This is a genomic window from Streptomyces bambusae, from assembly GCF_019400985.1.
Classification (GTDB): Bacteria; Actinomycetota; Actinomycetes; order Streptomycetales; family Streptomycetaceae; genus Streptomyces; species Streptomyces bambusae_A.
Genome location: NZ_WTFF01000150.1, coordinates 1 through 17,914, shown reverse-complemented (window position 1 = coordinate 17,914; position 17,914 = coordinate 1). Strand labels below are relative to the sequence as shown.

Sequence of the window (17,914 nt, the reverse complement as noted above, 5' to 3'; positions counted from 1 at the left end):
GCCGGTCGGCGCGTGCCTTGCCCGGTTCGGCTTGGGGTGCTGGCCCTGTTCGCCGGTCGGCGCGTGCCTTGCCCGGTTCGGCTTGGGGTGCTGGCCCTGTTCGCCGGTCGGCGCGTGCCTTGCCCGGCCCGGCTTGCGGCGCCCACCCCGCCCGCCGGTCGGCGCCGGCCTGGCGCCGTAGTACGGCACCTGCCCCGCCCGGTCGCCGCCGCCCCGCAGGGGATCGCACGTGCGCCGTACGCCGTACGCACTGGCCCGAACGCGTCCCGTGGCCGTCCCTCGTCCGGGGGACCGGTCCGCACCCGGGCCCGTGGACGGCCCCCGCCGGGGGAGGCTGTGGAGCATGCTGCAGCAGTACGACACCATCGGCGCGCGCTTCGAGGAGTCCACGGGCGCGGCGGGCTTCTCGGCGGCCGACACCCACACCCTCGTGGGCGCGCTGGACGCGCTCGGCGGGGTCAAGGGGCTCGACACCCTGGACCTCGCCTGCGGATACGGCCACACCACCCGGCTCCTGGCGCGGGCCGGGGCGCGGCGCACCGTGGGCGTGGACGTCTCGGCGGAGACGATCAGGCTGGCGCGGACGCATCCCGAGGGCGCCGAAGGCATCGAGTACGTCGTCGCGGACGCGGCCGCGCTGCCCCGGCTCGGGCCGTTCGACCTGGTCACCGCGGTGTACCTGTTCAACCACGCGCCGGACCGGACCGCCCTGCACGCCATGTTCACGGGTATCCGGGACAATATGCGTCCCGGCGCCCGGCTGCTGGCCGTCGTACCGAACCCGGGGGCCTTCCCACACGTGGACTGGTCGCCGTTCGGGGTCCGGATCGTCGACCGGGTCCGCGAGCAGGACGCGGACGCACCGCTGCTGCGGGCGCTGTTCCTGACCGATCCGCCGCTGCCGTTCGAGTTCCGGGAATGGCCGCACGCCGAGTTCGGGGAGGCCGCGGTCGACGCGGGCTTCACGGCGATCAGCTGGCACCCGACCCGGACCCCGCCGCCCTGCGCGACCCGGGACGAGGCGTACTGGGCCGCCTACCGCAGCTCCCCGGTCAGCTCCTTGATGACGTGCGTGGCGTGAGGGCGTGGCCGGCCCGGAACGGCCTTCCGAGCCGGGTGGGCTGTGCGAGCCGGGCGGACTGTGTGGGGCGTGCGGACTGTGCGAGGCGTGCGGGCCGGGCCGGCTGTGAGGGCCCGGCGTGCCGGTGCCGGCCGGCATGCCGGTGCCGGCCGGTCGGGCCCGTGCAGCGGCGCCGGCGGCCGCCTGGGCCCGTGAGGCCGCCCGGGTCCGTCGCGCCGCGAGAGTCCCTCCGCCGGCGCCGTCATTCCGCCCCCGCCCGCCTCACGATCTCCACGATCCGGTCCCGTGCCGCCCGCCCCTCCGGGACCGGCAGCAGGGGGTACACGTGCGGCAGCCCCGGCTCCTCGTGGTAGTCGACCTCGACCCCGTCCGCCCGGGCCCTGCGCAGCAGTTCCCGGCTGTCGGTGGTCAGCACGTCCCGGGTGCCCGTGAACACCGAGATCGGCGGGAGCCCGGCGAACGAGCCGTGCAGCGGGCTCACCCGCGGGTCGTCCACGTCCAGCGTGCCCGCGTACAGCCGGCCGGCCTCCGCCAGCCCCGGGCGCCCCAGCATCGGGTCGGCCGCCTCGATCGCCGCCTGGTCCGGGTGGCTCATGCTGACGTCCAGCCAGGGCGAGATCAGCACGATGCGCGAGGGCGCGGCCCCCGTCCGATCCCGCAGCCGCTGCGCGGCCGCCAGGGCCAGCCCGGCGCCCGCCGAGTCGCCGATCAGCACGGTGCCGACGTCCCCGCCGCCGGCGATCAGCCCGCTCAGCAGGTCGGCGGCGACCGGCACCGTGCGGTCGGCGGTGCCGCGCGGGGCCAGGACGTACGCGGGGACCACACAGTGCGCCCGCGCCTCGGTCACCAGGGTCCGCACCAGGGACCAGTGCTGGCGGACCAGCTCGTTGATGTAGATGCCGCCGTGCACGTACAGCACCCGCGCCGCCGGCTCCGCCCCGCGCGGCTGTGCGTCGTAGACCGGCCACGCCCCTACGAAGGTGCGCGAGACCTCGGCGACCCTGCCCAGCGCGCGCGGCGGCAGGTGCGACTCCGGCCGGCGCGTCGTATGCGCCACCCGGTCCCGCACCGCCTCGGCACTGGCGAAGCGTCTTCGCCGGCCCGACGCGATCAGCGCGGCCGACAGCGCTCGACTGCGCAGACTCGGCACGAGCGCCACCTCCCTCCCCGGCCCGTCCCCCAGGCCCCTTTCCCTGGACCGCTGACCCGGACCCGTCGCCCCGGCTCGATCCATGCCCCGGCCGTCGTTCCGGTGCACGTGAGGAGCATAGGCGTGAAGCTGCGCTGTCGACCCGCTTAAGAAATCCTCGATGGACTGATCACCTCCGCTCTCGGCAGATTGGTCCCCGTCCGAGACGCCGCACGTGCACCCCTGGTCGCGGCGCCCCCTCCGCATGCCTGGAGCCACCCCATGAAGGCACTCGTCAAGCACAAGGCCGAGCCCGGACTGTGGCTCATGGACGTGCCGGAGCCCGAGTACGGTCCCGGCGAGGTGCTGATCAAGGTGCTGCGCACCGGGATCTGCGGCACCGACCTGCACATCCGGGCCTGGGACGGCTGGGCGCAGGGCGCGGTCAAGACCCCGCTGGTGCTCGGCCACGAGTTCGTCGGCGAGGTCGCGGCGGTCGGCGGGGACGTCCACGACATCGAGGTGGGCGCCCTGGTCAGCGGCGAGGGCCACCTGGTGTGCGGCAAGTGCCGCAACTGCCTGGCCGGCCGCCGCCACCTGTGCCGCAGCACCGTCGGGCTGGGCGTCGGCCGGGACGGCGCGTTCGCCGAGTACGTGGTCCTGCCCGCCCAGAACGTGTGGGTGCACCGCACCGAGGTGGACCTGGACGTCGCCGCGATCTTCGACCCGTTCGGCAACGCCGTGCACACCGCCCTGTCCTTCCCCCTGGTCGGCGAGGACGTGCTGATCACCGGCGCCGGCCCGATCGGCATCATGGCGGCGGCCGTGGCCCGGCACGCCGGTGCGCGCAACGTCGTCATCACCGACGTCAGCCCCGAGCGCCTGGAGCTGGCCCGCAAGGCCGGCGCCACGCTCGCCCTGGACGTCCGGGAGGCCACGATCGCCGACGCCCAGGCGAGGCTCGGCCTGCGCGAGGGCTTCGACGTCGGCCTGGAGATGTCCGGCCGCCCCGAGGCGATGCGCGACATGATCGCCAACATGACGCACGGCGGCAAGATCGCGATGCTGGGCCTGCCGGCCGACGAGTTCCCCGTCGACTGGGCGAAGGTCGTCACCTCGATGATCACGATCAAGGGCATCTACGGCCGTGAGATGTTCGAGACCTGGTACGCGATGACGGTGCTGCTGGAGGGCGGCCTCGACCTCACCCCGGTGATCACCGGCCGCTACTCGCACCGCGACTTCGAGGCCGCCTTCGACGAGGCGTCCACCGCCCGCAGTGGAAAGATCATCCTGGACTGGACGGCGTGACCGGCAGACCGGCGTGATCCCGTCGACGGCGTGATCCTCCGTACGGTTCGGTCGCTCCCTACGGCGTGGTCGCTCCGTACGGTGCGACCCGCCGCACGCGTCCGCCGCAGGGCGTCCCCGCACGGTCCCGGCCGTGCGGTGCGACGCTCCCGTCGGGCACGGGCACGGGCACGGGCACAGGCCCGACGCGCCGGCAGGCGTGCCGCCCACGAACCACCCTCCCCGGCCGGGCCCCGTTCAACTCTCCCCCTCCGCGGGGCCCGGCCCCTCCCTACCTCTGCACCCCTCCTGCACCTCCGCCGCACAAGGAGAAAGCGAAGCCCATGTTCGAGTCCGTACGCGACGACCTGCGCACCACCCTCGACGAGATCCGCGCCGCCGGACTGCACAAGCCCGAGCGCGTCATCGGCACCCCGCAGAGCGCGGCCGTGGCCGTCACCGCCGGCGGCACCCCCGGCGAGGTGCTCAACTTCTGCGCCAACAACTACCTGGGCCTGGCCGACCACCCCGAGGTCGTCGCCGCCGCCAAGGACGCGCTGGACCGCTGGGGCTACGGCATGGCCTCCGTCCGCTTCATCTGCGGTACGCAGGAGGTCCACAAGGAGCTGGAGGCGCGCCTGTCCTCCTTCCTCGGCCAGGAGGACACGATCCTGTACTCCTCCTGCTTCGACGCCAACGGCGGCGTCTTCGAGACCCTGCTCGGCGCCGAGGACGCGGTGATCTCCGACGCTCTCAACCACGCCTCGATCATCGACGGCATCCGCCTGTCCAAGGCCCGCCGCTTCCGCTACGCCAACCGCGACATGGCGGAGCTGGAGGCCCGGCTCAAGGAGGCCGTCGAGGGCGGCGCCCGCCGCAAGCTCATCGTCACCGACGGCGTCTTCTCCATGGACGGCTACGTCGCCCCGCTCCGGGAGATCTGCGACCTCGCCGACCGCTACGACGCGATGGTCATGGTCGACGACTCCCACGCCGTCGGCTTCGTCGGCCCCGGCGGCCGCGGCACCCCGGAGCTGCACGGGGTCATGGACCGCGTCGACATCATCACCGGCACCCTGGGCAAGGCCCTCGGCGGCGCCTCCGGCGGCTACGTCGCCGCCCGTGCCGAGATCGTCGAGCTGCTGCGCCAGCGCTCGCGCCCGTACCTCTTCTCCAACTCCCTCGCCCCGGTCATCGCGGCCGCCTCCCTGAAGGTCCTCGACCTCCTGGAGTCGGCGGGCGACCTGCGCGAGCGCCTCGCCGCCAACACCGCCCTCTTCCGCACGAAGATGGCCGAGGCCGGCTTCGAGATCCTGCCCGGCGACCACGCCATCGCCCCGGTCATGATCGGTGACGCGGCGAAGGCGGCCCGGATGGCGGAGCTGCTGCTGGAGCGCGGGGTCTACGTGATCGGCTTCTCCTACCCGGTGGTCCCCATGGGCCAGGCACGCATCCGCGTCCAGCTCTCGGCCGCCCACTCGACGGCCGACGTCGAGCGTGCCGTGGCGGCCTTCGTGGACGCCCGCGCCGCCCTGGACGCCTCCGCGGCCTGAGACAATGGCGGGGTGATCGACCCCCGCCGGCTGCGCATCCTGCGGGCCGTGGCGGACCACCGTACGGTGACCGCCGCGGCCGCAGCTCTGTACCTCACCCCGTCCGCCGTCTCCCAGCAGCTCGCCGCGCTGGAGCAGGAGACCGGGCACGTGCTGCTGTCCCGCAGCGGCCGGGGCGTACGGCTCACCGCGGCCGGTGAGATCCTGCTCGGCCACGCCCACGAGGTGCTGGCCCAGTTGGAGCGCGCGGAGGCGGAGCTGGCGGCGTACGCGGGCGGCACGGCGGGCGAGGTCACCGTCGCCGCCTTCGCCACCGGCATCGCCGAGGTCCTCGCCCCGGCCATCGGCCGGCTCGCGCGGGACCACCCGGGGCTGCGGCTGCGGGTGCGGGACGCCGAGGGCGACGAGAGCCTGCCGATGCTGCTCGACGGCGAGGCCGACGTGGCCCTGGCCGTCGAGTACCGCGGGGGCCCGGGGGCGGACGACGCCCGACTGTCGGTCCTGCCGCTCTACGCCGAGCCCTTCGACGCGGTCCTGCCCGTCGGGCACCCGCTGGCCGAGCTGCCCGAGGTGTCGCTCGCCGCGCTGGCGGACAGCGAGTGGATCGGCCAGTACCCCGGTAACCCGTGCCACGACGTGACCCTGCTCGCCTGCGAACTGGCCGGCTTCCAGCCGCGCTTCGTGCACTCCTCGGACGACTTCCGCGCCGTCGTGGCCCTGGCCGGCGCGGGGGCGGGGGTCGCTCTGGTGCCCCGTTCCGCCCTGCGCGGCATGGAGCTCAAGGAGGTCCAGGTCCGGCCGGTCACGGGGGCGTCGGCGACGCGCCGCGTCTTCGCGGCCACCCGCCGGGGCGCGGAGTCCCACCCCCTGATCGCCCCCGTCCTCGCGGCCCTGCGCGCAGCTGCGGAACACCTCCCGACCGACTGACGGCCACGACCCGCGCCACGGCCGGGCTTGCGTCCGCGCCACGGCCGGGCTTGCGTCCCACCCCGGTCGGTTTGCGTCCCACCACGGCCGGGCTTGCGTCCGCGCCACGGCCGGGCTGCGCCTGCGCCTGCGCCTGCGCCGCGCTGTGCTCAGACGCGCACGACCTCGACCCCCGCCGCCTCGAAGGCGCGGGCGCCGGCGTCCGGCAGGCCCGCGTCCGTCACCAGGACGTCGACGGCCGACGTGCCGCAGATCCGGGCGAAGGCCCGCACCCCGAGCTTGCTGGAGTCCGTCGCGACGACCACCCGGCGGGCCCGTTCGCACAGCAGCCGGTTGACCGCCGCCTCGTCCTCGTGGCGGGTGGCCGCGCCGTCCGCCACGTCGAAGCCGTCCACCCCGAGCACCGCCGTGTCCACCATGATCTGGTCGAGGACGCTCCGGGCCAGCGGCCCGGTCAGTTCGAAGGACTGCGGCCGGGCGACCCCGCCGGTCAGCACGATCTTGAACTGCGGCCGGACCGCCAACTCACCCGCGATGTTCAGCGCGTTCGTCACGACCGTCAGCGCCGGCGGCGCCAGCTCGGCCAGGTCCGCGCGGCCCGCCAGGGCCCGCGCCACCTCCGTGGTCGTCGTCCCGCCGGTCAGGCCGATCACCTCGCCGGGATCGACCAGCTCGGCCACCGCCTCGCTGATCCTGCGCTTCTCGGCCGCCCGGCGCGACGTCCGGTAGCGCAGCGGGAGTTCGTAACTCACCCCGTGCAGCACCGCCCCGCCCCGCGTACGCACCAGCATCTGCTGCTCGGCCAGTTGGTCCAGGTCCCGGCGGATGGTGGCGGCCGACACGCCGAGCTCCGCCGCGGCCGGATCGACCTCCAGCCGCCCCCGCTCCACCAGCAGGGCCAGCAGCGCCTGCCACCGTGCCTCCCGCGACAGCGACATCGGTCCGGCCCCTCCCCACTCGTACGTATGGTCGCAACGACGACACTAACCCAGCCGATCACCCTGCACATGCTTGAAGTTGCGTGAAACAGCCCGATACTTTGCAGCAAAACGCACCCGATGTGCAGGGAGCCGGTATGAGCCATGTCGCGTACGAGCTGAGCACACAACCCGCCTGCTGGGAACGGGCCGCGGAACTCGCCCCCGCCCGGCGCGACGGGCTCCCGCGGCCGGGGGAGCGGACCGCCTTCGTGGGCTGCGGCACCTCGTACTACATGGCACAGGCCGCCGCCGCCCTGCGCGAGGAGGCCGGGCACGGCGAGACCGACGCGTTCGCCGCCTCGGAGTTCCCGGCGGGGCGCCGCTACGACCGGGTCGTCGCCCTCACCCGCTCCGGAACCACCACCGAGGTCCTCGACCTGCTGGCCGCACTGCGCGACAGCGGCGCCGCGACCGGCACCCGCACCCGTACCGGCAGCGGCATCAGTACCGGCACCGGCACAGGCACGGATGCCGGCACCGACACCCGCACCCGCACCACCGTCGTCGTCGGCGACCCCGACACCCCTGCCGTCAGCCTCGCCGACGACGTCGTCGTACTGGACTTCGCCGACGAACACTCCGTCGTGCAGACCCGGTTCGCCACCACCGCCCTCACCCTGCTGCGCGCCCACGTCGGCCGGCACACCCCCGACGTCGTCGCCGACGGGCACACCGCGCTCGCCGAACCGCTGCCCGCGGGCCTGGAGAGCTGCGGGCAGTTCACCTTCCTCGGCCGCGGCTGGAGCGTCGGCCTCGCCCACGAGGCCGCGCTCAAGATGCGCGAGGCCTCGCTGTCCTGGTCGGAGTCCTACCCGGCGATGGAGTACCGGCACGGCCCCATCAGCGTCTCCGGGCCCGGCACCGCCACGTGGGCCTTCGGCGAGGCCCCCGAGGGCCTGGCGGAGCAGGTGCGGCAGACCGGTGCCCAGTGGGTGGCCGGGCGGCTCGACCCGCTGGCCGAGCTGGTCCGCGTCCACCGCCTCGCCGTCGCCGTCGCGGCCCAGCAGCAGCTCGACCCGGACCGGCCCCGCCACCTGACCCGTTCGGTGATCCTCACCGCCGGCGAGGAGGCCGTCCGATGACCCTCGCCCGCACCGGCACCCTCGTCCTGGCCGCCGCGCGCGCGGGCCGCGCCGTCGCCGCCTTCAACATCATCACGCTGGAGCACGCCGAGGCCGTCGTCGCCGGCGCCGAACAGGCCGGCGCCCCCGTCGTCCTCCAACTCAGCGAGAACGCCGTGAAGTTCCGGGGCGGCCGGCTCCTGCCCATCGCGCGCGCCGCCCTCGCCTGCGCCGAGGCGGCCGCGGTACCGGTCGCGCTGCACCTGGACCACGTCAAGAACCCCGACCTGCTGCGCCTGGCCGCCGACGCGGGCTTCGGCTCGGTGATGTACGACGCCGCGCACCTGCCGTACGCCGAGAACCTGGAGGCCACCCGCTCCGCCGCCGACTGGGCACACGCCAACGGGCTGTGGATCGAGGCCGAACTGGGCGAGGTCGGCGGCAAGAACGGTGACGCACCGCCGGACCCGCACGCCCCCGGAGCCCGCACCGACCCCGACGAGGCGCGTCGCTTCGTCACCGACTCCGGGGTGGACGCGCTCGCCGTGGCCGTCGGCAGCACCCACGCCATGACCACCCGCACCGCCTCCCTGGACCACGCCCTGCTGGCCCGGCTCGCCAAGAACGTCGACGTGCCGCTCGTCCTGCACGGCTCCTCCGGCCTGCCGGACGCCGAACTCGCGGCCGCCGTCGCGGGCGGCATCCGCAAGGTCAACATCGGCACCGCCCTGAACGTGGCGATGACCGAGGCCATCCGCACGCACCTGACCCCGGCGGACCCCCGCCCCTACCTGACGGCGGCCCGCACCGCCATGACGGCGACGGCCAAGGACATGATCGGCGCCCTGAACCCGTAAGGGGCCGCGACCCGTACGGCGCGACCCGTACGGCGCGTCCGTGAGGCGCGCGGCCCCCCGGCACGACCGCCGTCCGCGCGACGGCAGCCCTTCCGAATTCCTGGAACAGGTTCTAACCTGACCGCCGCCAGCGACGGACGACGCCAGAGCACCCGGAGGGGCCGTGCACCTCGAATACACGCCTGAGCAACAGCAGTTGCGCGCCGAACTGCGCGCCTACTTCGCCGAGCTGGTACCCGCCGACGGACACGACCGCTACGAGGACCCCGCCGCCCAGAAGCGCTTCTACCGGGAGACCGTCCGCCGGCTCGGCGCCGACGGCTGGCTCGGCGTCGGCTGGCCCACGGAGTACGGCGGCCGCGGGATGACCGCCATGGACCAGTTCATCTTCTTCGACGAGGCCGCACAGGCCGTGGTCCCGCTGCCGCTGATGGCCCTCAACACCGTAGGGCCGACCCTCATGCAGTTCGGCACCGACGAGCAGAAGGCGTACTTCCTGCCCCGCATCCTCTCCGGCGAGATCGACTTCGCCATCGGCTACAGCGAGCCCGACGCCGGCACCGACCTCGCCGCCCTCAAGTGCCGGGCCGTCCGCGAGGGCGACGAGGAGAGCGGCACCTACGTGGTGAACGGCCAGAAGATCTGGACCACCAACGGCGACACCGCCGACTGGGTCTGGCTGGCCGTCCGCACCGACCCGGACGCGCCCGCCCACAAGGGCATCACCATGCTCCTCGTACCGACCACCGACCCCGGCTACTCCTGCACCCTCATCAACACCCTCGCCTCGCACGACACCACCGCCAGCTACTACGAGGACATCCGCGTCCCGGCCTCCCGCCGGGTCGGCCGGGAGAACCAGGGCTGGCGCCTGATCACCAACCAGCTCAACCACGAGCGCGTCACCCTCGCCGCCCACGGCACCATGGCCGTCCGCGCCCTCCACGACGTCCAGCGCTGGGCCGCGGACACCAAGCTCGCCGACGGCCGCCGCGTCATCGACCTCGGCTGGGTCCGCGGCCGCCTCGCCCGCGTCCACACCCGCCTCGACGCCATGAAACTGCTCAACTGGCAGATGGTGAACGCCGTCGAACGCGGCACGCTCACCCCCCAGGACGCCTCGGCCGTCAAGGTCTACGGCTCCGAGGCCCGCCGCGACGCCTACGCCTGGCTGATGGAGGTCGTGGCCGCGGCCGGCGCCCTCAAGGACGGCTCGGCGGGCGCGGTCCTGCACGGCGAACTCGAACGCGGCTACCGCAGCGCCGTCATCTTCACCTTCGGCGGCGGCAACAACGAGATCCAGCGCGAGATCATCTCCTGGATCGGCCTGGGCATGCCCCGCGTCCGCCGCTGACCGGCCGGCAAGGGAGCTCTCACCGCGAACCGACCGGGGGCAGCGGTTCACGGGCTGCGTGCCAGGCGGGCGGGAGTGCCGCGACGCCCGTGCGGGCGGCGATCACCCCGCCCACGACGGCGCAGGTCGTGTCGATGTCCCCGCGCCCCGCCACGGTGGACCACAGGCCCTCGCACAGGTCGTCGAGGTGTCCCGCCGCGCACCAGAGGGCGTAGGGGACGGTGTCGGGCCCGGACATCCGGTAGCCGGATCCCAGGACCTCCGCGGCGTGCCGGACCGAGGTGTGCGCCGGCATCCGGGCCGCGATCCGCACTCCCGACCGGACGTCGCTGTCGGGCAGGCGTGCGGCGACCTCCTGGAGGAAGTCCGGACGTGCCGGCGCGGGGCCGCCCCGACTGCGCGCTGCCAGCGCCGCGGCGAGGGCCACCGCCACCGCTCCGGCGGCCGCCTCCGGGTGGTGGTGCGAGACCGTGCTCTGCGCGGCGGCCTGCTCGGCGACGGCGTCGAGGTCGGCGGCGTGCCAGGCGCCGAGCGGGGCGACGCGCATGGCCGCGCCGTTGCCCCAGGAGCCCTGGCCGTCGAACTGTTCGGCCACCACCTCCCGCCAGGGCTCGCCCGCGCCGATCCGGCGGAGCACGTCGTGCATCGAGGCGCCGTAGCCGCGGTGGGTGTCGTCGGCGTAGGCCTCGGCGAGGCGCAGGGCGAGGCGGTCCCGGTCGACGGTGCCGCCACCCTCGGCGAGTTCCCGGACGAGGACGAGCGCCTGGGCGGTGTCGTCGCTCCACCGCCACAGCGGCTCCGGGGGCAGGATCCGTGCCTCCAAGGCCGCCGGGCCCTCGCGGCGCAGGATGCCGAACCAGCGATCGCCGAAGGCATCACCGAAGGCGAGTCCGGACAGCGAATCCAGCACGGCGGCAGGCAGGTTAACCATCGCAGCAGTATCACAAGGCGACAGCGCCCCCGGCACCCCGATTTCGCCCCTCCGCCGGCGCGTTCGGACGACAGGCCTAGCCGTGGTCGCTGTCGTCGTGGACCTGTGCGGCGATGACGGCTGCCTGGACGCGGCGTTCGACGCCGAGCTTGCCCAGGAGTCGTGAGATGTGGTTCTTCACGGTCTTCTCGGACAGGTAGAGCCGCTTGGCGATCTGGCGGTTGGTGAGGCCCTCGCCGATCAGTTCCAGGACGGCCCGCTCCCGCTCCGACAGCGCCGCCAGGCGGGCGTCCGCCGGTTGCCCGGCCGTTGCCGGGTCGCGCAGGGTGTGCATGAGGCGGGCGGTCGTGGCCGGGTCCAGCATGGACTGGCCGGTGGCGACCGTCCGTACGGCGGAGACCAGGTCGGAGCCCTTGATCTGCTTCAGTACGTAGCCGGCGGCGCCCGCCATGATCGCGTCCAGTAGGGCGTCCTCGTCGTCGAACGACGTGAGCATCAGGCAGGCCAGCCCCGGCATGCGCGACCGGAGCTCGCGGCAGACGCTGATCCCGTCGCCGTCGGGCAGCCGTACGTCGAGCACGGCGACGTCGGGGCGCAGCGCCGGCCCGCGGGCCAGCGCCTGCCCGGCCGTGCCCGCCTCGCCCACCACGGTCATGTCGGGTTCGGCGTCGAGGAGGTCCCGCAGCCCGCGCCGCACCACTTCGTGGTCGTCGAGGAGGAACACCTTGATCGGCGCCTCCGCGGAGGCGGCGGAGGTGGCGGAGGTGGCGGAGGTATGCGGATCTTCGGACATGACCGCCTCAGGTTCGGTCCGTGTTGTGCGCTTCCACCCGGATTGTCTCAGGCGGGCACGCGACGCACCTCCTTCCCCGGCCGAGTGGTCACAGGTAGCTGCCGCTGCCGTACGGCGCGTACAGGTCGAGCAGCCGGATCCGGGCCGCCTGGAGCCGGTGGGCGAGGACCTGCCCGACCCAGTGCCCGACGGCCGAGCCGAAACGGACGTCGGCGTCCATCAGCATCCGTACGTGCGCCGCGTCGAACTCGTACGCGCGCACGGGGGTCATGGCCTCGGCGCCCAGCCGCCAGACGTGCGGCTCGAACAGCCACGAGCAGCCGACCAGTTGCCCGGCCCCGAGGCTTTCGATGACGGCCGCGCGCCGACCGGGCACGTGGACGTCGAGGGTCACGGTGCCGGACCGGACGATCCAGAACCGGTCGGCGTGCCCGCCCTCGCGGAAGAGCCGCGTACCCTCGGCGAAGTTGACCTCCCGGGCCGACTCCATCAGTCGGTCACGGCAGTCGGCGGGCAGCGCCGTGGTGATACGCGTGCGGGAGGATGTGCTCATGGAAGGCCTCCAGACTCGGGGTACGCCTCCAGTCTTCGCGGCCCCGCCCCCTCCTGGCACGGGTCCTGTGGCCCTCTCCGCGGTCCGACCGGCCCCTCCGTGATCCCCGGCCCCTTCGTGATCCCCGGCGGCCGGGCAGGCCGGCAGTCCGGCGGCCCGGCAGTCCCGTGCGCCTGTCCGCCGTCCTCCCCGTGCCGATTCGGGACCTTCGGCCTTCCACGCGGGGCCTGTGGACCTTCCGGCGTCCCGCCGCGGCTGGTGGGGTGGGCACGCCGGGTCACGGGTGGGGCGACGGCGACCCGCCGGCGGCGGTGCGCCCGAGGACGGAGGACGTATGAGCAGGACGATGATCGCGCTCAGGACGGTCACGCGGGACGACTTGGGGCCGGGGGTGGCGGTGGTGGGGGAACTGGACATCCACACCGCTGCGGCCGTCGAGCCCAGCCTCACGCGGCTCGCCGACGGCGGCGGGCACCTGGTCCTGGACCTGTCGGGACTGTCCTTCTGCGACAGCGCGGGCATCGAGCTGTTCCTCCGCCTGCACCGCCGGTGCGTGCGGGCGGGGGCCCGCCTGCTGCTCGACCGGGTGCCCCTGCTGCTGGTCAAGTCGATACGGGTGCTGGGCGCCGACCGGGAACTGTCCTGGCGGTCGGCGTGACCGCGAGGGTATGAGGACCGTTCGGCCCTGGTGTGGGCGAGCGCTCCGGGCGAGGCTTCTGATCGGAGAACGATTCGAGCCGACCATTTCCGAACCGGGGTGCGCATGATGGAACACGACACGGCACACCGTACGGCCGGCACCCCCGAAGACGTGGTCCGCGTCGGCGCCCGGCGCATGCGCCCGCTGCAGCGGGCCGAGGCCCTGCGGCTGCTCGCCACGGTCTCCCTGGGGCGGATCGTGTTCACCCGGCACGCGCTGCCCGCGGTCCGCCCCGTCAACCATGTGCTGGAGGGGGAGGACATCCTCGTACGGGTCCACGACGGGGGCGCGCTCGCCGCGCTGGCCGCCCCCTCCGACGGGCCCGGGATCGTGGTCGCGTACGAGGCCGACGAGATCGACCCGGCCACCCACCTGGGGTGGAGCGTGGTGGTCACGGGATACGCCAGCGTGGTGACCGACGAGGCCGAGGCGGCGAGGCTCGGGGCGCGACTGCGTCCCTGGGTGCGGCTGGACGCGCCGCACCTCGTACGCATCCGGCCCGACCTGGTCACCGGCTTCCTGCTCGAACGCGAGGTATTGCACGGTGCGCAGGCCGAGGCGCTGAACGGCGCCCGGCCCGAGGCGCTCCACGGCGCGCAGGCAGAGGCGCCGGGTCCCGGCCACCGGCATCCCTAGCGGCGGCGGGAGCCTGGGCGCAAGCGGCCCGGTGCCCCGGGCGGCGTCGATCCGGAGGAGGTTCAGCGTGGGCCGGTGTGCTGCGGCCCCGGCTCCTCGCCGCCCTGGTCGAGGCGGAAGGGCGGGTAGGCGTCCGTCATCAGGGCGGCGTACGCGGCGACCCGGAGCACCCACCGGTTCAGGCCCACCACCAGGTCGAACAGGCCCCGCGGGTACGTCGCCGTGAAGGCCAGCGCCACCGCACCGAAAAGGGCCAGCAGGGTGATCAGGCCGATGCTGTAGTAGTAGCCGTAGCGGGCCGAGCCGTTGAAGAAGCCGAGCACGAGGTAGTGCGGGATGGCCAGCAGCCACCACTTCACCAGCACCAGCCCCCGCGACAGGCGCTCGGGGTAGGCGATGTCGAGCCGGGCCGGGTAGTCCGGCGCAGGGCCGAGGCTGAACGGCGGGTAGCGGTCGGTGGCCAGGGCCCCGTACGCGTAGTACGTCACGCGCCACGACCAGCGCAGCACGCCGACGTTGAAGTCGAACAGGCCGCGCGGGTAGCGCTCGGTGAAGAGGATGGCGAAGAACGCGATCACGCTGATCACGAAGAAGGCGATCCACAGGAAGACCAGCACGATGTAGTGCGGGATCGCGAGGATCCACTTCACCAGCCACAGCCACCGGGACAGCGGAGCGTCGAGCTCGGCGGTCACGCGCACCGGAGGGTACGAGGGGGTGTCGTGGTACGAGGGGATGTCCGGGTGATTCATCGCTGTCTCCCAAGCTTTGGGGCGCCCCGTTCACCTCATCTCATTATCGGTTCGCCCCCGGTCGGCGGCCTGGCGGAGCGGCGCCGGTGGTGTTTCCATGGAAGTGACGGGAAGAGCCCATTTCGAGGATGCGGAGAAGCGGCCCCGAGCCGTGCACCGCACAATCGGGTTCCGCGAGAAGCGGGCGGGCTCTTCTCGCCCTGCCTTGCCCCGACCTGACCGCCCTGCCCTGTCCCGCCCGGCCCGGACCGTCTCGGCCCGGCCTCGGCCGGCCGCCCGTGCCGTTGCCGGGCGGCCGGCCGGGCGGGCCGCCGCCGTCGCGGACCTCGGCACCGGGCCGTAGCGTGAGCCGTATGGCAGCCGCCGAACCGCGCATCCTGCTCGCCCGCCACGGCCAGACCGAATGGGCCCGCAACGGCCGGCACACCGGCCGTACCGACATCCCGCTGCTGGAGGACGGCCGCCGCAACGCCCTCGCGCTCGGCGAGCGGCTGCGCCGCGCCCCCTGGGACGGCCTGCCGGACGCCCGCGTCCGCACCAGCCCGCTGTCGCGCGCGGCCGAGACCTGCCGGCTGGCCGGGTTCGGGGACCGGGCCGAGCCGTGGGACGCGCTCAGGGAGTTCGACTACGGCGCCTACGAGGGCCTGACCACCCCGCAGATCCTCCAGGACCGCCCGGACTGGGACCTGTGGCGCGACGGCGTACCCGACGGCGAGACCCTCGGCCAGGTCTCCGCCCGCGCCGACGAGGTCGTGGCCTGGGCCCGCTCCGACGGGCACGACGCCCTGCTGTTCGGCCACGCCCACTTCATGCGCTCGGTCGCCGCCCGCTGGCTGGGCGAGGACGTCTCCTTCGCCGGCCGCCTCGACCTGGGCCCCGCCTCCCTCTCGGTGCTCGGCTGGTCCCACGGGCACCCGGCCCTGGTGCGCTGGAACGACCTCGGCCACCTCGAGTGCCGGGCCTGACGCCCACGGTCCTGCGCGGGGCGGGGCCCGAGGCGTACCCGGCCCCCGTACGGGTACATCCAGCAGGACACGAGAACCAGACGGACCACCGACCACCGACCACCGACCACCGACCACCGACCACCGACCACAGGCCACCGACCACAGGCCACCGACGGGGGAGGCGCCGCCGTGGACATGCCCGACCCGGGGCTCTACGGACCCCGGTCCGTGACCTGGCAGTGCCACGGCGACCCGCTCATGTGGATCGCCGGCGTCCGCGCCCTCTACCTCCAGGCCCTCCATCCGCGCGCCGTCCGCGGGGTCATGGAGAACTCCGCCGCCTTCGACAGGACGGAGGGCCGCGCCGACGCCTGGGGCCGGCTCCTGCGCACCGCCGACTTCGTCGGCACCGTCACCTACGGCACCACCGAGGCGGCCGAGCGCGCCGGCGCACGCGTCCGCCGGATCCACCGCGCACTGTCCGCCACCGACCCGGCCACCGGCGCCCGCTTCCCCGTGGACGACCCCGAACTGCTCCTGTGGGTGCACTGCGCGCAGATCGACTCGTTCCTGCACGTACTGCGCCGCTCCGGCTTCCCCCTCACCCCCGCCCAGGCCGACCGGTACGTCGACGAGAACCGCGTGAGCGCCCGCCTCGTCGGCCTCGACCCGGCCGGCGTCCCCGCGGACACCGCCCAGCTCGCCGCGTACTTCGAGCGGATCCGTCCGGTCCTCGCGGCGGGCCCCGACGCCCGCGCCGTGGACGACTTCCTGCGCCGCCCGCCCGTCCCCGCCCTCCTGGTACCTGGCCGAAACCTGCTGTGGCGGCCACTGGCCGCCCTCGCCTACGGATCGCTGCCGGGCTACGCGCACCGGCTGTACGGGCGTGCCGCACCCGCCCCACGCAGCGTCACCCGGCGCCTGCGCCTCACCGGGCGCCTGCTGCGCACCGTTCCCGCAGGTCTGCGCTGGCAGCTCCCGCCAGGTCACATCTTGAGAGCGATGCGCCGCATGGGCCCCACAAGCCGCCCGTCGGCGTACACACTGCGCAGATGGGCGGCCATACTGGACGAGCCGGGGAGGGCACAGCACGACGACGGGGGCGGCACCACGAGATGGCGGAGAGCAGACTGATCCATGGCCGGTACCGGTCGCTCGACCTGATCGGGCGCGGTGGCATGGGCGAGGTGTGGCGGGCGCGGGACGAGTCGCTGGGCCGCCAGGTCGCCGTCAAATGCCTCAAACCGCTCGGCCCGGAGCAGGACGCCCACTTCACCCAGGTCCTCCGTGAGCGCTTCCGCCGGGAGGCCCGCGTCGCGGCCTCCCTCCAGCACCGCGGCGTCACCGTCGTCCACGACTTCGGCGACGACAGCGCCGCCGGCGGACCGCTCTACCTCGTCATGGAGCTCCTCGACGGCAGCAACCTCAGCCAGCTGCTGGAGGAGAACGGCACCCGCCCCCTGCCGGTTGACGACCTCGTGGACATCGCCGAACAGGTCGCCGCCGCCCTCGCCTACACCCACCAGCAGGGCGTGGTCCACCGTGACCTCAAGCCCGCGAACATCATGCGGCTCACCGACGGCACGGTGAAGATCTGCGACTTCGGTATCGCCCGGCTCGCCCACGACATCGGCTTCACGTCCAAGCTCACCGGCGGCGGCGTCGCCATGGGGACCCCGCACTACATGTCGCCCGAGCAGATCGCGGGCGGCGAGGTCGACCACAGCAGCGACCTGTACTCCCTCGGCTGCGTCCTGTACGAACTCGCCACCGGTACCCCGCCCTTCGACGGCGACTCCTGGTCCGTGCTGGTCGGCCACCGCGACACCGCGCCCGTGCCGCTGCGCGAGCACCGGCCCGAGCTGCCCGCCCACTTCGAGCAGGTGGTCCTCGACCTGCTGGCCAAGCGCCCCGAGGACCGGCCGGCCGATGCCCGTACGCTGCACGCCCGGCTGGTCGCGGCCCGCCGGGGACCGTACGCCGTGCCGGCCGTGCTGCCGCCCCTGCCCGCCTGGGCGCACGGCATGACCGCGGGCCGCAAGGCGGGCACCGAGGCCCGGCCGGGCAGCGGCGCGTGGGCGGTGCTGACCGGCTCCTGGACGCCCGCGCCCGCGCCGTGGACGTCCTCGTCCCCCTCCTCGTCCTCGTCCTTGTCCCCGTCCTCCTCCTGGCGGCCCGCGCCCGTCCCGCCCACCTCCGCGGTCGTACGACCGGACCCGGCCCTGGACCCGCGCACCCAGCCCTACGGCGTCCGGCTGCCGGCCGTTTCCGCCACGTCGGCCGGAACCGCCGTGCCACCCGGGACCGCCGCGCCGGACGGGACCGCCGCGCCGGCCGCCGGACGGGTCCCCGGACCGGCCGGCCCGGGCG

At 74.3% G+C, this 17,914-nt stretch carries 18 protein-coding genes; 12 read left to right on the top strand and 6 right to left on the bottom strand.

The genetic code is table 11. The features are described 5' to 3' along the window. Window positions 1–343: 343 nt before the first annotated feature. Complete coding sequence (locus tag GPJ59_RS20745; RefSeq protein WP_219668721.1) at window positions 344–1,081, top strand: class I SAM-dependent methyltransferase; 738 nt, start codon at window positions 344–346, stop codon at window positions 1,079–1,081. A 241-nt stretch (window positions 1,082–1,322) separates the two neighbouring features. Here the strand turns inward: GPJ59_RS20745 and GPJ59_RS20740 are convergent, their stop codons facing one another. Beyond that, window positions 1,323–2,231 carry an alpha/beta hydrolase fold domain-containing protein gene (locus tag GPJ59_RS20740; protein ID WP_308120395.1) on the bottom strand — a complete coding sequence of 303 codons (909 nt, stop codon included), beginning with the start codon at window positions 2,229–2,231 and terminating at the stop codon, window positions 1,323–1,325. Window positions 2,232–2,492: 261 nt separating this feature from the next. On the opposite strand from GPJ59_RS20740, the gene tdh reads away from it, so the two are divergent. The 3 genes from tdh (at window position 2,493) to GPJ59_RS20725 (ending at window position 5,980) form a co-directional block, all read left to right on the top strand. Then, the gene (gene tdh / locus GPJ59_RS20735; RefSeq protein WP_219668720.1) at window positions 2,493–3,521 is read left to right on the top strand and encodes an L-threonine 3-dehydrogenase; all 1,029 of its coding nucleotides are present in this window, start codon (window positions 2,493–2,495) and stop codon (window positions 3,519–3,521) included. Between the two features lie 323 nt (window positions 3,522–3,844). Further along, window positions 3,845–5,053 carry a glycine C-acetyltransferase gene (locus GPJ59_RS20730; protein ID WP_219668719.1) on the top strand — a complete coding sequence of 403 codons (1,209 nt, stop codon included), beginning with the start codon at window positions 3,845–3,847 and terminating at the stop codon, window positions 5,051–5,053. 12 nt (window positions 5,054–5,065) lie between these two features. Beyond that, a complete protein-coding gene (locus GPJ59_RS20725) occupies window positions 5,066–5,980 on the top strand; it encodes a LysR family transcriptional regulator (RefSeq protein WP_219668718.1) in 915 nt (304 codons plus the stop codon). Window positions 5,981–6,129: 149 nt separating this feature from the next. On the opposite strand, the gene GPJ59_RS20720 is transcribed toward GPJ59_RS20725, so the two are convergent. Beyond that, on the bottom strand, window positions 6,130–6,912 hold the full coding sequence (locus tag GPJ59_RS20720; RefSeq protein WP_219668724.1) for a DeoR/GlpR family DNA-binding transcription regulator: 783 nt from the start codon (window positions 6,910–6,912) through the stop codon (window positions 6,130–6,132). 143 nt (window positions 6,913–7,055) lie between these two features. Here GPJ59_RS20720 and GPJ59_RS20715 point away from each other — a divergent pair, with 143 nt between their 5' ends. The 3 genes from GPJ59_RS20715 (at window position 7,056) to GPJ59_RS20705 (ending at window position 10,232) form a co-directional block, all read left to right on the top strand. After that, window positions 7,056–8,042 (top strand): SIS domain-containing protein, encoded by a 987-nt coding sequence (locus GPJ59_RS20715; protein ID WP_219668717.1) that lies wholly within the window; start codon window positions 7,056–7,058, stop codon window positions 8,040–8,042. Further along, window positions 8,039–8,878 (top strand): class II fructose-bisphosphate aldolase, encoded by an 840-nt coding sequence (locus GPJ59_RS20710; protein ID WP_219668716.1) that lies wholly within the window; start codon window positions 8,039–8,041, stop codon window positions 8,876–8,878. The genes GPJ59_RS20715 and GPJ59_RS20710 overlap by 4 nt, the downstream gene beginning before the upstream one ends. A gap of 163 nt (window positions 8,879–9,041) precedes the next feature. Then, complete coding sequence (locus GPJ59_RS20705; RefSeq protein ID WP_219668715.1) at window positions 9,042–10,232, top strand: acyl-CoA dehydrogenase family protein; 1,191 nt, start codon at window positions 9,042–9,044, stop codon at window positions 10,230–10,232. A 19-nt stretch (window positions 10,233–10,251) separates the two neighbouring features. Here GPJ59_RS20705 and GPJ59_RS20700 read toward each other — a convergent pair whose 3' ends face one another. The 3 genes from GPJ59_RS20700 to GPJ59_RS20690 form a co-directional block, all read right to left on the bottom strand. Continuing rightward, window positions 10,252–11,163, bottom strand: a complete 912-nt coding sequence (locus GPJ59_RS20700) for an ADP-ribosylglycohydrolase family protein (RefSeq protein WP_219668714.1) — start codon at window positions 11,161–11,163, stop codon at window positions 10,252–10,254. Window positions 11,164–11,239: 76 nt separating this feature from the next. Continuing rightward, window positions 11,240–11,956: a response regulator gene (locus GPJ59_RS20695; protein WP_219668713.1), complete on the bottom strand. Its 717-nt coding sequence runs from the start codon at window positions 11,954–11,956 to the stop codon at window positions 11,240–11,242. An 88-nt stretch (window positions 11,957–12,044) separates the two neighbouring features. Continuing rightward, window positions 12,045–12,509, bottom strand: a complete 465-nt coding sequence (locus tag GPJ59_RS20690; RefSeq protein ID WP_219668712.1) for a Crp/Fnr family transcriptional regulator — start codon at window positions 12,507–12,509, stop codon at window positions 12,045–12,047. 334 nt (window positions 12,510–12,843) lie between these two features. On the opposite strand from GPJ59_RS20690, the gene GPJ59_RS20685 reads away from it, so the two are divergent. Together GPJ59_RS20685 and GPJ59_RS20680 are read left to right on the top strand one after the other, a co-directional pair. After that, complete coding sequence (locus GPJ59_RS20685) at window positions 12,844–13,167, top strand: STAS domain-containing protein (RefSeq protein ID WP_219668711.1); 324 nt, start codon at window positions 12,844–12,846, stop codon at window positions 13,165–13,167. A gap of 105 nt (window positions 13,168–13,272) precedes the next feature. Continuing rightward, window positions 13,273–13,845: a pyridoxamine 5'-phosphate oxidase family protein gene (locus GPJ59_RS20680; RefSeq protein WP_308120394.1), complete on the top strand. Its 573-nt coding sequence runs from the start codon at window positions 13,273–13,275 to the stop codon at window positions 13,843–13,845. Between the two features lie 62 nt (window positions 13,846–13,907). Here the strand turns inward: GPJ59_RS20680 and GPJ59_RS20675 are convergent, their stop codons facing one another. Then, complete coding sequence (locus tag GPJ59_RS20675; protein WP_219668710.1) at window positions 13,908–14,597, bottom strand: DUF4389 domain-containing protein; 690 nt, start codon at window positions 14,595–14,597, stop codon at window positions 13,908–13,910. Between the two features lie 353 nt (window positions 14,598–14,950). Here GPJ59_RS20675 and GPJ59_RS20670 point away from each other — a divergent pair, with 353 nt between their 5' ends. The 3 genes from GPJ59_RS20670 to GPJ59_RS20660 form a co-directional block, all read left to right on the top strand. Continuing rightward, window positions 14,951–15,562, top strand: a complete 612-nt coding sequence (locus GPJ59_RS20670; protein ID WP_219668709.1) for a histidine phosphatase family protein — start codon at window positions 14,951–14,953, stop codon at window positions 15,560–15,562. Window positions 15,563–15,739: 177 nt separating this feature from the next. Continuing rightward, the gene (locus GPJ59_RS20665; protein ID WP_219668722.1) at window positions 15,740–16,678 is read left to right on the top strand and encodes an oxygenase MpaB family protein; all 939 of its coding nucleotides are present in this window, start codon (window positions 15,740–15,742) and stop codon (window positions 16,676–16,678) included. Further along, the coding region (locus GPJ59_RS20660; protein ID WP_258024681.1) for a serine/threonine-protein kinase at window positions 16,660–17,914 on the top strand (1,255 nt) is incomplete at its 3' end. The genes GPJ59_RS20665 and GPJ59_RS20660, both read left to right, overlap by 19 nt.

Excerpts from the sequence above, each read along its gene's own strand:
- GPJ59_RS20745 (WP_219668721.1), top strand. The coding sequence starts at position 344 with ATGCTGCAGCAGTACGACACCATCGGCGCGCGCTTCGAGGAGTCCACG.
- tdh (WP_219668720.1), top strand. The coding sequence starts at position 2,493 with ATGAAGGCACTCGTCAAGCACAAGGCCGAGCCCGGACTGTGGCTCATG.
- GPJ59_RS20730 (WP_219668719.1), top strand. The coding sequence starts at position 3,845 with ATGTTCGAGTCCGTACGCGACGACCTGCGCACCACCCTCGACGAGATC.
- GPJ59_RS20715 (WP_219668717.1), top strand. The coding sequence starts at position 7,056 with ATGAGCCATGTCGCGTACGAGCTGAGCACACAACCCGCCTGCTGGGAA.
- GPJ59_RS20710 (WP_219668716.1), top strand. The coding sequence starts at position 8,039 with ATGACCCTCGCCCGCACCGGCACCCTCGTCCTGGCCGCCGCGCGCGCG.
- GPJ59_RS20700 (WP_219668714.1), bottom strand. The coding sequence starts at position 11,163 with ATGGTTAACCTGCCTGCCGCCGTGCTGGATTCGCTGTCCGGACTCGCC.
- GPJ59_RS20695 (WP_219668713.1), bottom strand. The coding sequence starts at position 11,956 with ATGTCCGAAGATCCGCATACCTCCGCCACCTCCGCCACCTCCGCCGCC.
- GPJ59_RS20690 (WP_219668712.1), bottom strand. The coding sequence starts at position 12,509 with ATGAGCACATCCTCCCGCACGCGTATCACCACGGCGCTGCCCGCCGAC.
- GPJ59_RS20685 (WP_219668711.1), top strand. The coding sequence starts at position 12,844 with ATGAGCAGGACGATGATCGCGCTCAGGACGGTCACGCGGGACGACTTG.
- GPJ59_RS20680 (WP_308120394.1), top strand. The coding sequence starts at position 13,273 with ATGATGGAACACGACACGGCACACCGTACGGCCGGCACCCCCGAAGAC.
- GPJ59_RS20675 (WP_219668710.1), bottom strand. The coding sequence starts at position 14,597 with ATGAATCACCCGGACATCCCCTCGTACCACGACACCCCCTCGTACCCT.
- GPJ59_RS20670 (WP_219668709.1), top strand. The coding sequence starts at position 14,951 with ATGGCAGCCGCCGAACCGCGCATCCTGCTCGCCCGCCACGGCCAGACC.
- GPJ59_RS20665 (WP_219668722.1), top strand. The coding sequence starts at position 15,740 with ATGCCCGACCCGGGGCTCTACGGACCCCGGTCCGTGACCTGGCAGTGC.